Source organism: Nonomuraea thailandensis, from assembly GCF_024172165.1.
In the GTDB taxonomy this organism is placed as follows: Bacteria; Actinomycetota; Actinomycetes; order Streptosporangiales; family Streptosporangiaceae; genus Nonomuraea; species Nonomuraea thailandensis.
The window spans coordinates 7606988-7620281 of sequence record NZ_JAMZEB010000002.1; the positions used below are offsets into that span (position 1 = coordinate 7606988).

The 13294-nt window shown below is 70.1% G+C and carries 9 protein-coding genes; 2 read left to right on the top strand and 7 right to left on the bottom strand.

Going from position 1 to position 13294, the window contains the following annotated elements; all coding sequences use genetic code 11:
- Positions 1-21: 21 nt before the first annotated feature.
- Complete coding sequence (gene holA, locus HD597_RS38690; RefSeq protein WP_253749035.1) at positions 22-1005, bottom strand: DNA polymerase III subunit delta; 984 nt, start codon at positions 1003-1005, stop codon at positions 22-24.
- Between the two features lie 114 nt (positions 1006-1119).
- Here holA and HD597_RS38695 point away from each other — a divergent pair, with 114 nt between their 5' ends.
- Positions 1120-1707, top strand: a complete 588-nt coding sequence (locus tag HD597_RS38695; protein WP_253749037.1) for a suppressor of fused domain protein — start codon at positions 1120-1122, stop codon at positions 1705-1707.
- Between the two features lie 117 nt (positions 1708-1824).
- Here the strand turns inward: HD597_RS38695 and HD597_RS38700 are convergent, their stop codons facing one another.
- From HD597_RS38700 to HD597_RS38725, 6 genes are all read right to left on the bottom strand, one after another.
- Positions 1825-5109 (bottom strand): ComEC/Rec2 family competence protein, encoded by a 3285-nt coding sequence (locus tag HD597_RS38700; RefSeq protein WP_253749039.1) that lies wholly within the window; start codon positions 5107-5109, stop codon positions 1825-1827.
- A gap of 1 nt (position 5110) precedes the next feature.
- The gene (locus HD597_RS38705; RefSeq protein ID WP_253749041.1) at positions 5111-5770 is read right to left on the bottom strand and encodes a ComEA family DNA-binding protein; all 660 of its coding nucleotides are present in this window, start codon (positions 5768-5770) and stop codon (positions 5111-5113) included.
- Positions 5771-6680: 910 nt separating this feature from the next.
- Entirely contained in the window at positions 6681-7442 is a 762-nt protein-coding gene (locus tag HD597_RS38710) for a DegV family protein (protein WP_253749043.1), read from the bottom strand.
- A gap of 229 nt (positions 7443-7671) precedes the next feature.
- Entirely contained in the window at positions 7672-8880 is a 1209-nt protein-coding gene (gene hutI / locus HD597_RS38715) for an imidazolonepropionase (RefSeq protein WP_148439280.1), read from the bottom strand.
- A gap of 472 nt (positions 8881-9352) precedes the next feature.
- Positions 9353-10765, bottom strand: coding sequence for a GTPase HflX (gene hflX / locus HD597_RS38720; protein ID WP_253749044.1), 1413 nt, complete (start codon positions 10763-10765; stop codon positions 9353-9355).
- A gap of 108 nt (positions 10766-10873) precedes the next feature.
- Positions 10874-11572, bottom strand: coding sequence for a DUF4097 family beta strand repeat-containing protein (locus tag HD597_RS38725; protein ID WP_253749045.1), 699 nt, complete (start codon positions 11570-11572; stop codon positions 10874-10876).
- 143 nt (positions 11573-11715) lie between these two features.
- On the opposite strand from HD597_RS38725, the gene aceB reads away from it, so the two are divergent.
- Entirely contained in the window at positions 11716-13293 is a 1578-nt protein-coding gene (gene aceB / locus HD597_RS38730; RefSeq protein ID WP_253749046.1) for a malate synthase A, read from the top strand.
- Position 13294: the final 1 nt, after the last annotated feature.

Consider the following 13294-nt stretch of genomic DNA (forward strand, 5'->3'; position numbering starts at 1 on the left):
TCTACCCCATGCCGGGAACGGCTACCGCCCGGTGCGGCTGGCCACGATGACCTGCACCGTGTGCTCCAGCGCGTACGCCGGGTCCGCTCCCCCGCCCTTGACCTGCTCGTCCGCACTGGCCACCGCCTGGATCGCCCGCGCCAGCCCTTCCGGCCCCCATCCGTTGAGCTGCCGCTTCACCCGGTCCACCTTCCACGGCGGCATGCCGACATGACTGGCCAGCTGCCCGCCCCGCAGGTTGCGCGGCGCGCTGCCGACCTTGGCCAGCGACCGCAGCCCACCGGCCAGCGCGCTCACCAGCAGTACCGGAGCGACCCCCGTGCCGAGCGCCCACCGCAACTGCTCCAGAGCGTCCGCCAGCCGCCCCTCGACGGCCGAGTCGGCGACGTTGAACCCCGTGACCTCCGCCCGCCCCTTGTGATACCGGGCCACCGCGGCCGCACTGATCGTCTTGTCCTCGGTGTCGAACGCGAGCTGGCTGCACGCGGCGGCCAGCTCCCTGAGATCGTTACCGACGGCTTCGAGCAACGCCTGCGCCGCGTCGCCGGAGATGCTCCGCCCGGCCCGCTTGAACTCCCCCTTGACGAAGTCCAGCCGCTCCCCGGCCTTGGTGACCTTGTTGACCGTGATCGTCGCGGCTCCGGCCTTCTTCACCCCGTCGACCAGCGCCTTGCCCTTCACCCCACCCGGATGCGCCAGGACCATCACGGTGTCCTCGGAGGGGTGCTTGGCATACGTCACGATCTCGGTGATGACCTCCTTGGCGAGGTCCTGGGCGGACCTGATCACCACCACGGAACGATCCCCGAAGAGCGACGGCGAGGTCAGCTGCGTGAGCTCCCCCGTCGTGACCTTGCCGCCGAGGAGGTCGTGCACCTCGGCGCTGGAATGGGCGGCCCGCGCCGCCGCCACGACGCCGTTCACCGCCCGCTCAACCAGCAACTCCTCGTCGCCGACAACCAAGGTCACAGGTGCTGGATCGGTTCCCGCCATGTCAGGCAGCATGCCATGCGCCGCCGACAACCTGGTACTCAACGCTTGGGCTGCCCTCAACCGAGGCTGTCAGCTCCGAACGGCTCCCGAGCCAGACCCCTTTGAAACTCCAGAGGTGCATCAGAGATGATCGACGGCATGGCTCCTCTCGTTGATCATCTGGAACGCTTCCTCGGCCGGATCGACAGCGGCACCGGTGGTGACGACTCGACCCCCGCCCACGTGCAGGTCATCCGCTTCGCCCCGAATTCGCCCTTCACCGGCGTGACGACCTGGTCCACCCTCGGACTGTCCCACCATCACCTGGGCCAGGGGAACGGCCAAGGCCTGCACCAGGAGCTGGTGATGCACCTGCCTACTGACCGCCAGCCTGACAATGTCGCCGGGGTGCTGTTCCAGGTGGCGGAGGAACTGATCGAGCGGGGACAGGGCCTGGCGCGAGGAGAGGTGATCGGCCCACGCGGCCCGCTGTTCGCCCGAGGCGAGATGACCGCGTTGGCAGCGGCGCCTCCGGTGTACCTGCCCGGCCCCTTCGCGGTCTGCGACACCCCTGCCGCACGCATCGTGCTGACCTGGCTGGTTCCCCTCACCGAGGCCGAAGCCCGGTTCGCACACGCGCACGGCTGGCACGCCTTGGAGGACGTCTTCGTCGCACAAGATCCCGACCTCACCGACATCGAGCGCGCCGGCGTGCACTTGGGAGCGACACCGTGACGCCACCCACACCGCCGCTCGGGCACGACGACCACCGGCGTCACCACGGCACACGAACGACACCGAAGCGCCACCCACACCACCGACCAGACACGACAACCACCGGCGTCACCACGGCTAGGGTCCGCGCGATACCACCACCATGCCTCCTTCACGTTCCGCGACGGCGAGGTCTCCTGACTGATCCGTCCGGTAGACGGTGAGCCCCAGGCTGCGGAGGAGGCCCAGCGTGGACGTGGCGGGATGGCCGTAGTCGTTGTCGGCTCCCACGCTGATCAGCGCCGCTCGTGCCCCGAGCGAAGCCAGGAAGGCGGGCGACTGCCTGTTCGAGCCGTGGTGCGGTGTCTTGAGGAGGTCAGCCCGTACGGGGAGGCGATGCAGCAGGTCGTCCTGCGCCTCCGTTTCCAGGTCGCCGCCGAGCAGGATCGAGCCGGAGCGCCAGCGTACGTGCAGGACCACGCTCGAATTGTTGATCGCGCTGCCCTCACTCTGCCCGTTCATCTCGCCCTCGGCGGGGTCCGGAGCCAGGACGGTCAGCTCCGATGGGCCGAAGCGCCAGCGGGTGCCGGGCGGAGCCGTCCATTCGGGGATCCGCTGGCGCGCCAGCGTGGCCGAGATGCGTGCTGCGGAGCGCGAGCCCGGCCGGTGCGGACCGACGACCACTGCCCCGACCCGCCGGTTCCTGAGGACGCCTGGGAGGCCGTCCACATGATCGGCGTGGGGGTGGGTGAGGACGAGCAGAGGTACGTCTTCGACGCCGACCCGTCGCAGGCATCGGTCCATCGCGACCGGATCCGGTCCCGCGTCGACCACGACTCCCCGCCCCTGCCCGGCCGAGACGACGAGGCCATCGCCCTGACCTACATCGCACATCACCATCAGCCACCCCTTGGGCGGCCACGGGCCGACGATGGGCCGGATCGCCAGGACCGCCACCAGAGCGGCTGCGGCGGCCGTCAGCGCGATGGCGCGCCAGGGGCGGTGTCTCATCACGGGAATGGCCACGATCACCGTCAGCAGGAGCAGGCCGAGCCCGGGCAGACCGGCGGGCCAGGGCACGGTGGCGAACGGCAGGCTGACGGCCCAGCCTGCGACCATGATGATCCAGCCGACCGCGTACCCTGCGGGGATCACGAGGAGTTCGGCGGCATCCGGCCACATGGGCGCCACCAGCGCGGCGCCGAAGCCGAGCAGGGTCGCGGGTGCCACCGCCGGCGCTACGAGCAGGTTCGCCACCACCGCTACGGGCGTCAGCTGGCCCGCCATCAACACCAGGACAGGCGTCACCGCCACCTGAGCCGCCGCCGGCACAGCCACGGCCTCAGCGAGCCAGCGGGGAAGCCGGTAACGGGCCCGCCGATCGCAGAGCACGGAGCTCCCGCCATCGTGCTCCCGCCCTGGGATGTGGTCTTCCCCCTGAGGGCCTCGCATGCGCCCTCGCTCTACGCCAGGCGTGCCGTGTTGCTTCGGACCGGAGGCGTGGTCAGGTTCTTCTGGCAGGCCGTCCTCCTGCTCTGTGCCCGACAGCTTGTCTCGCCAGCGCGGGGCGAGGATGAGGATGCCGGCGGTGGCCGTGACCGATAGGGCGAAGCCGTACGAACGAGCCAGGTCTGGGGCGAACAGGACCAGGAAGAGGACCGTGGCCGACAGTGCCGCGAAGCCGTCCTTCGAGCGGCCCGTCCCCATGGCGATGGCTGCCGCGAGGCCCATGAGGAGCGCGCGGAGCACGCTCGGGGACGGCCGGGCGACCACCGCGAACGCGAGCATCGCCACGGCGGCGAGACCGGCCCGCACGGGGAGGGAGAGGCCGATCAGGCGGGAGAGGGCGAGCACGGCGCCTGCGACGATCGCGAGGTTGGCGCCTGAAACGGCGTTCAGGTGGCTCAGGCCTGCTTCTCTGAGGTCGGACGACACCTGGGGATCCATGCGGGAGACGTCGCCCACGACGAGGCCGGGGAGGAGGCCACGCTGGTCGGGAGGGAGGACGTCGGCGGCGGACCGGAGCCCTGATCTGAGCGCGCCTGCCGCTGTGTGCAGGGCGGACGGGGGTGTCAGGACGCGCGGCGGGCTTCGGACGAGCAGGATGGCCGCTTCCAGCGTGCCGGGGGTCGGTCTCGCCAGGCGGCCGGTGACTTCTACGTCTTGGCTGGGCAGGAGGGTGGCCCAGGCTCGGCCTGTGGCGAACACCGTGATGGGGACGTTGACGGCTTGTCTGGTCGTGGGGGTTTGGATGAGCTTGAGGTCGGCGGAGATGACGTAGCTCTCCTGGGTGAAGCGGGCGTTCTTGTTGGGTCTGCGCCTCGGGTCGTCGGTCAAGGTGATGTGGGCGGTGATGAAGGCGCTCTTGTCGGCCAGGTCTGCCGTCGGGCCCGAGGTCAGGGCGTGGATGCGGAGGGCTGTTGAGGCTGAGGCCGCTGCTGTGCAGATGAGCGTGGCAAGGAGAATGTTGCGCCATCCCGCATGCCCGGCGCGTCCCGCATGGCTGGCGTGTCCCGGGTGCCCGGCCTTACGCCATCCCGTACGCACGGCGGCGCTGCGGGCAGCTCTGGCCTCCTGCTCTGGCAGTTGGTCAGGAAGGGGCGCGATGAGCGGCGCGGATGAAGGGCCGGCGTCAGGCACGGAATTTGGTGCGGCCGGCAGAGCGGAACCGGGTGTGCGGGACCGTGCGGGCCGGCGCAGAAGATCGGACGCGGTGCTTGACGCGGGCCGCCCGACGGGATCGGAGGTGGAGCCTGACGCGAGCCACCCGCCGGGATCGGACGCGGTGCCTGGCGCGGGCCGCTTGGTGGGATGGGGCTCGAAGCATGGTGCGAGGGGCGAGGTGGGATGGGGCTCGAAGCCCGATGCGCAGGGCGGCATGGGATCGGACGTACGGGGTGATGTGGTGCGCGGGGTTGGGCGTGGTTGCTGGTGAGGCGGCGCGGCTGTTCTCGTGAACCAGGCTGTGGCTGCGGCGCTGAGGGCTGCGGTGGTGGCGACGATCATGCCGGTGAGGGGTGAGCAGGCGAGGAGGATCAGGGCACTGGCCCACGCCGCCAGGGCTGGGAGGGCGAGGGGCCAGGCATGCGCCTTCATGTTGGTGTGTTGGTGTCCCTCAGCGGCGTCAGGTTTGGAACCGTTGGCCTGAGCAGCCTCAATCCGCTCACGAGGCGCTTGAACGGCGTTGAGCCGCCAAGCAGCGTTGTCGTGCTGGTCGGGACAGCTCGTGGTGCCGCTGTGCTCGCCGTCTCGCCAACCGCTGCTGTCGTGCTCGGTATCTCGCCGAGCCGTGCTGGGGCGCTCGCTGCTGTGATCGCAGGGGTGTACCGGGGTGTTGTCGCGGGCATGTGCGCGGTCGCTGCGTTGCCCTGTTTGGGGTCGGGTGGTGTCTTGGCGGCCTTCGCCGGGGTGGGCGATGGGCATGTCATACCCGGACCTTTGGCTTGATTTCCTCGAACTTTCTTGGGCCGATGCCTGTGACTTCGCGGAGTTGTTCGATGGTGGTGAAGCCGCCGTGGCTCGTGCGGAACTCGGCGATGCGTGCCGCCAGGACCTCCCCCACGCCCGGGAGCTGCTCCAGCTGGTCGGGGGTGGCGGCGTTCAGGTCCAGGACTGTGGTGGCGGGGTCGGTGGCAGGGAGGCCGGGCAGGGCTGCTTGGCCCGCGGGGGCGCCCACCACTATCTGCTCGCCGTCGATCAGGCGCCTGGCCAGGTTGAGGGAGCCTGTGGAGGCGCTGCGGGACACTCCTCCTGCGGCTGTCACCGCGTCCGCCACTCGGGCGCCTGTGGGGAGTCGGTAGACGCCTGGTTTGCGGATCTTGCCGGTGACGTGGACGGTGACCTTGGCCGTGGTGGTCGGTGGGGGCGTGGGTGCCATCGGGCTCATGGGTGTGGGTGGTGGCAGGGGCTGTGGTGAGGGCTTCGACTGCCAGACGAAGAAGATCGCCACGGCTGTTGCCAGCACGCCGACGGCGAGAAGGACGCGCAGGCCGGGCTTGCCCGGGTCAAGGGCTGACTGGCCCTGGGTGGCTACGGCTTTGCGCAGTGCTTGGAGGGGGGCCGGCAGGGAGGTGGTCGACGACAACGAGGTGAGTGCGTGGGCGGGAGAAGGGCTGGGGGCTGTCGGGGGGCCAGGGGTAGAGGCAGGAGCAGCAGGGACGGGGGCGAAGGTCGAGGCGGAGGACGAGGCAGGAGCCAAGGTGACGGCAGGAGCGGGGGCGGGGACGGGGGCGGGGGCGGGGACGAGGTCAAAGGTGGCGGCATCGGGCGACGGTGTGGTCGGTCGCCATTGGGGCGACGAGTGCGGCAACGACGGCTGCGAGGATCGCTCGGGCCGCGAACGCTCGGCCGGCAACCCCTCGGCTGGAGGCCGCTCGGCCGGTAGCAGGCGTCCATGAGGGGGATGGCTCAGTGGTGAGTCATCCGCGTCGTCACTGGGATGCTCGGTGATCGCAGCGCCGCCCCAGAAGGCGTGCTCCTGATGTGGTTGCCCGAACGGGGTGTCGGCTGGTTGCGTGCGTCCCTGTGTCTCCTGCGGCGCGCTTGGGCGGCGTTTCGGTGTGTGAGCCGTGGCGGCTCCCGTGCCCCAGGGAGGGCGGCCGAGGAGGCGGCGGGGGCGGCGGGCAGGGGTGGTGATCGACCGTAGCCGGGACTCGGCAATGGCGCGCTCTGCCGTGGGGTCGGGGGTTCGCACGGCGAAGAACGTACGGCTCAAGCCATCCCCCGCAGGGACCGAGCGGGGTTCTGTGGAGGGAGGAAGGGAGCGGGATGGATGCTTGTGGAAGGAGCAGTATCTCTGGTGGGCGGTTGGGGATGGCGGATCGGACTCGTCTGGGTGGCGAGGGAAAGCGGGTGGGCGACCGGGGACGGCAAAGCGGATCTGCGCGGAAGCTGGGGACGGCTGCGCGAACCCGGGGGTGGCGGGGAAGGCGGAGCGGACCAGGGCGAAGGCCGGGAAGGCAGAGCGGATTCGGGTGGGTGGTGGGAAGGTAAGACTAGGGGTCGGGTGTGGTGACGGTCAGGCCGAGCATGCCTGGGCCCACGTGGGCGCCGATCACAGCCCCTACCTCGACCACGCGAAGGGCTCGCAGCCCTGGCATCCGCTTGTGCAGTCGCTCCGCCAGCACCTCCGCTCGTTCCCGTGCCGCAAGATGCTGCACCGCCACCTCCACGGGCCCCTCCCCCGCCGCCTCCACCGCCAGGTCCTCCAGGCGGGCGATGGCGCGGGAGGACGTGCGGACCTTCTCCAGGAGGGAGATGCGGCCGTCGGCGATGTGCAGGAGGGGCTTGATCATGAGGGCGGAGCCGAAGAGGGAGGCGGCCGCGCCGATGCGGCCGCTGCGGCGGAGGTAGTCGAGGGTGTCGACGTAGAAGAACGTCCGGGTGCCGTGCATGCTGCGGCGGGCGGCGGCGGCCACCTCGTCCGGCGAGGTTCCGGACGCGGCGGCTCGGGCGGCGGCCAGGACCGGGTAGCCCAGGCCCATCGCGATGGAACGGCTGTCGATCACTTCCACCGGTACGGGAGCGTCGCGGGCCGCGGCAAGGGCGGACTCGATGGTGCCCGACAGTTCGCCCGAGACGTGGATGGAGACGATGGCGGTGGCTCCGCTAGCGGCCAGGTCGCAGTAGCAGGCCGCGAAGCGGGCGGGCGCGGGGCGGGAGGTGGTGGCGTGGGCGAGGTCGCCGGTGAAGGACCCTTCGTCGAAGGTACGGCTTTCGAGGGAGGATCGAGAGGTGCGGTCTCCAGGGAAGGGCAAGGAAAAAGGGCCGGACGTGTGGTTCCCGCCGAAGGAGCCGGACGTGCCGCTTTCAGGGGACAAGCCGGTGGTGCGGTCTCCATCGCCCCTGCCGGCCCCCTCGGCGGCACGCACCCCGCCCCCTCGCGCGACCACCTGTACAGGCACCACGGTCACACCAGGCACAACCCCCAAATAGGCGGTCGAATCCGTAACAACGGCAACCAAGGGCGACATAACCCGAATCTAACTACTGAACGGGCGTCCCACCCCGCCACACCCGCCGCGGCTTCAACCCGAACGACCAGGCGAAGGCACCCTCATGGTCGGCGTCCCACTGCACGATGTCCGCCAGCCGCCCGGGAGCCAGCACGCCGCGGTCCGGCGCGCCGAGGACGGTGGCGCCGCCGAGGGTGGCGGCGCGCAGCGCGTCGTTGACGCTCATCCCGAACGCCGACACCGCCATGGCCACGACCAGGGACATCGAGGTGATGCCGCAGTAGCCGGGGTTGTGGTCGCTGCCGAGGGCGATCTGCACGCCGTGCTTGATCATCTGGCGGACCGGCGGAAGGTGGCCGCGCTGGAGCGCGGTGGCGGGGCAGACGACGGCGGGAACGCCGTAGCGCGACATGATCGCGATGTCCTCGTCGGACATGTGGTGCAGCCCGTCGGCCGAGGCGCAGCCGAGCTCGGCGGCGAGCTGGACGGCGCCGCGGCGGCTGAAGATGCCCGCGTGGATGCGCGGCAGCAGGCCCACGTTGCGGCCCGAGGCGAGGACCCAGCGGGACTCCTCGGTGGTGAAGTAGCCCTCGTCGCAGTAGACGTCCACGCTGTCGGCGCCGGCGGCGGCCGCGTCGGCGCACCAGGCGCCCACGGCCTCGACGTACTCGCGCTGCCTGCCGAAGTACTCCGGCGGCACCACGTGCGCGGCCAGGAACGTGACGTGCACCCGCGGCATCATCGGCTCCTTCTCCAGCTCGCGCAGGAGCCGCACGTCGGCGAGCTCGCCGTCGCGGGTGAGGTGGTAGCCGGTCTTGGCCTCGACGGTCGTCGTGCCGCTCAGCAGCCAGCTGCGCAGCCGCTCGCGCACGCCGTTGCACAAGGTCCACGGGTCGGTGCCGCGGGTCACGGTGACGGTGGAGCCCACGCCGCCGCCCGCCGCGGTGATCGAGGCGGAGGTGGAGCCGCCGGTGCGGATGGCCAGCTCGGCGTAGCGGTTGCCGGCGTAGACGGGGTGCGTGTGGGCGTCGATGAGGCCGGGCGTGACCAGGGCGCCGCCGAGGTTCTCGACGTGGTCGACGTCGACGATGTCGTCGACGACACCGGGCACGCTCTGGGGAAGGTCCGGCGCGCGGCCGACCCAGGCGATGCGGTCGTTGTGCACCAGGATGGCGGCGTTGCTGAGGACCTCGTTGCCGGTCCAGAGGCGGCCGATGTTGGTCAGGAGTCGGACGGTCACCGCATCACCACCCCGTACGACCCCCCGCACGAGCGCGCTGCCCAGCGCACGGCCTGTGCCGCGCCCACTGAGTCCGCTCCGGGTCCGGACGACATGGGGGGTCTCCTGCTCTTCCGCATCGAGTTGTGCGGTGACCGTATCGCCGGACCCATGATCCGGCGATTTCAGTTCAGTTACGTTATTTCACATGTTGGGCTGCTGTACAGGGTTATTCGGAAGAAAGATCATTCATCCCAACCATCACGCAGCCCTGTCTCGTCCCCACGGGTCCCGCTGACGACGTCCACACCCTCAGCCACCATGAAACCAGAACCCAAACCCAAAACCAGACCAACGTTAGGTCTGGTCAATCCTAGCAATCCCAGAGTTCGGGGACCACTGCCGCTTTTGGGTAACTGTGTGCGCTTTGCGGCGAGTAATGCCAGGCCGCGCAGGTGGCCCGGCCGTAACGGCCGGGCCACCTGACGAGCTCCTAGGAGACCCGCTCCACCGGCTTGCCCACGCGCAGCAGCTCCTGCGACAGGCTGGCCAGGACCCGGGCGTGCAGGACGGTCCCGTCCTCGACGTGGTCCACCGAGAGCACCTCGCCCTCCCGGTGGGCCCGCGAGATGAGATCCCCCCGCTCGTACGGCACCAGCAGGTGCACCTCGTGATCGAGCCGCGGCAGCCGCTCCTCGATGAGGTCCATCAGCGCGGGGATGCCCTTGCCCGTGCGGGCGGACACCACGATGCTGTCCCGCTCACGCCGCGCGATCCGGTCGAGCACCTCCTGGTCGGCCGCGTCCGCCTTGTTGATCACCACGATCTCGGGGATCTCGGAGGCGCCCTCGATGTCGGCGAACACCTCCCGCACGGCCGCGAGCTGGCCCTCGGGGTCGGGGTGCGACCCGTCCACGACGTGCAGGATCAGGTCGGCGTCGGCGACCTCCTCCAGCGTGGAGCGGAACGCCTCGACGAGCTGGTGCGGCAGGTGCCGGACGAAGCCGACGGTGTCGGCGATCGTGAACAGCCTGCCCTCCGGCGTGCGCGCGCGGCGCACGGTCGGGTCGAGGGTGGCGAACAGCGCGTCCTCCACCAGCACGCCCGCGCCCGTGACGCGGTTGAGCAGCGAGGACTTGCCGGCGTTGGTGTAGCCGGCGATGGCCACGGCGGGCACCTCGCGGCGCTGGCGCCGGTGGCGCATGGTCTCGCGCGAGGTGGACATGCCGCTGATCTGGCGGCGCAGCTTGGACATGCGCTCGCGGATGCGCCGGCGGTCCAGCTCGATCTTGGTCTCACCGGGGCCACGGCCGCCGATGCCGACGCCGCCCGCGGCACGACCGCCGACCTGCCGGGACAGGTTGCCGCCCCAGCCGCGCAGGCGCGGCAGCAGGTACGACAGCTGCGCCAGCTCGACCTGGGCCTTGCCCTCGCGGCTCTTGGCGTGCTGGGCGAAGATGTCGAGGATCAGCGCGGTCCGGTCGATGACCTTGACCTTGACGATGTCCTCGAGCTGGCGGAGCTGGCCGGGGGTCAGCTCGCCGTCGCAGATCACGGTGTCGGCGCCGCTGGACTCGACCACGTCGCGCAGCTCCAGGGCCTTGCCGGAGCCGATGTAGGTGGCCGGGTCGGGCTTCTGGCGGCGCTGGATCAGCCCGTCGAGCACCTGAGAGCCGGCCGTCTCGGCCAGGAGCTTCAGCTCGAGCAGGGAGTTGTCGGCGTCCTCCGCGGTGCCGGAGGTCCAGACGCCGACGAGAACGACCCGTTCGAGCCGCAGCTGACGGTACTCGACCTCGGAGACATCCTGGAGTTCGGTGGAGAGGCCCGCCACGCGGCGGAGCGCCTGGCGATCCTCGAGGTCCATGTCGCCGGTCTCGAACACGTCGAGCTCGGAGTTTTCGTGCATTCGTGTCATCTCTATTAGGGAACGTCTGGACACCTCGGTGTCTTCCCACGATGGTGGCACGACATCCGCGGCACAATCACCTGGTTATCCAGGCGTCTCCACACACTGTCAAGCAGGCTTGACGGTGATGTCCCCGGAACCCGTGGTCAGCGAGATCTTGTGCGTGGAGGAGGCGTCCTTCTTGACCGTCACGGCGGCGTCACCGGAGCCCACCTCGGACTTCACGTCATAGGCGCCGTCGGGGACGCTGAGCGTGATGTCGCCCGATCCGGCCTTCAGATCGGCGTTGTCGGGCGCGGAGGCGTACTTGAGCTCGATGTTCCCCGAGCCCACGTCCGCGAACACCTGCTTGCCCCCGAGCCCGGCGGCGTCCACGTCACCGGAGCCGGCGTTCACGTCGATCGGCCCGGTGAGGTTCCTCAGCGTGAGGTCGCCCGAGCCGGCATCCAGGTCGACGGAGAGCCCCTTGGGGATCTCGATCTTGTAGTCGACGCTGCACCCGGCACCCCAGTCGGACGGGCACGTGTACGTCATGAGCAACGCCTCGCCCTCGACCTTGTGCTCGGGCCTGGGCTTGCCGCCCTCGCCGCGCCAGTGCAGGGTCTCGACGACGCGCACGGCGGTGCCGCCCGTCTCGGTGATCACGGCGTCGCCGGAGTTGCTCTTGAGCTGGAGCTTGGTGACCTTCTCCGTCACCTGGTACGAGGTCGACTCCGACATGCCCGGCTGGGCGAGGTCGGCCAGCCCGCAGCCGGTCAGCAGCGCGGCGGAGGCCAGCAGTCCGGCCGCGAGCGCGATGGTCTTCATGAAAGAGATGGTGTCGCGCGATGCACCCCGGCCACATCGGGGATGACCCCAGGCGAACCCCAACCTTTGACCCCTGAGGGTCATGGGGGTAATTTCACTTCCACAATCCAGAACTCGTTTTCCACAATATGGAAAGAGGTCCCATGGAGATCACCGGCCCGATGCACGACCGGTTCGACGAGATCCTCACGCCGGAGGCGCTCGCGTTCGTGGCGGCTCTCCAGCGGGAGTTCGGCGCCAGGCGGCTGGAGCTGCTGGAGGCCCGCCAGGCGCGCCAGGCGGAGCTGTCGGCGGGCGGCATGCTCGACTTCCTGCCGGAGACCAAGGAGATCAGGGAGAGCGACTGGCAGGTCGCGCCCCCGGCGCCCGGCCTGGAGGACCGTCGCGTCGAGATCACCGGCCCCGTCGACAAGAAGATGACCATCAACGCGCTCAACTCCGGGGCCAAGGTGTGGCTGGCCGACTTCGAGGACGCCAACTCCCCGCTGTGGGAGAACTGCGTGGCCGGCCACCTCAACCTGCGCGACGCGCTCGACCGCACGATCGACTTCGAGACCGGCGGCAAGGCGTACGCGCTCAAGCCCGACGGGGAGCTGGCGACCGTCGTGGTGCGCCCGCGCGGCTGGCACCTGGACGAGAAGCACGCGCAGGTCGACGGGCACCCGGTCTCGGGGTCGCTGTTCGACTTCGGGCTCTACTTCTTCCACTGCGCCCAGCGGCAGCTCGACAAGGGCAGGGGCCCGTACTTCTACCTGCCCAAGATCGAGTCGCACCTGGAGGCGCGGCTCTGGAACGACGTGTTCACCAGGGCCCAGGAACTGCTCGGCATCCCGCACGGCACGATCAGGGCGACGGTGCTCATCGAGACGTACCCGGCGGCGTTCGAGATGGAGGAGATCCTCTACGAGCTGCGCGACCACTCGGCCGGGCTGAACGCGGGCCGCTGGGACTACCTGTTCAGCGTGATCAAGAAGTTCCGCACGCGGGGCCGCGAGTTCCTGCTGCCCGAGCGGAACGCGGTCACGATGACGGCCCCGTTCATGCGCGCCTACACCGAGCTGCTCGTGCGCACCTGCCACAAGCGCGGCGCGCACGCCATCGGCGGGATGGCGGCGTTCATCCCCTCGCGCAGGGACCCCGAGGTCAACGCGGTGGCGCTGGAGAAGGTGCGGGCGGACAAGACGCGCGAGTCGGGCGACGGCTTCGACGGGTCCTGGGTGGCGCACCCGGACCTGGTGCCGATCTGCCGGGAGGTGTTCGACGGCGTGCTCGGCTCGCGGCCGAACCAGCTCGACCGGCTGCGCGAGGACGTCAGCGTGACGGCGGGCGAGCTGCTGGCCGTCTCCGAGACGCCGGGCGACATCACCGAGGCGGGGCTGCGCAACAACGTGGACGTGGCGCTGCGCTACCTGGCCGCCTGGATGGGCGGGCTGGGCGCGGTCGCCATCCACAACCTCATGGAGGACGCCGCCACGGCCGAGATCTCGCGCTCGCAGATCTGGCAGTGGATCCACAACGACATCACGCTCGCCGACACCGGCCAGCAGGTGACCAAGGAGCTGGTCGAGCGGATCATCACCGAGGAGGTGGCCAGGATCGCCATGGAGCCCGGTTACGACGAGAAGCTCTTCGCGCAGGCGACGGCCCTGTTCAAGGAAGTGGCGCTGGACGACGACTTCGCCGACTTCCTGACCCTTCCCGCCTACGCCCGGATGCCGTAGA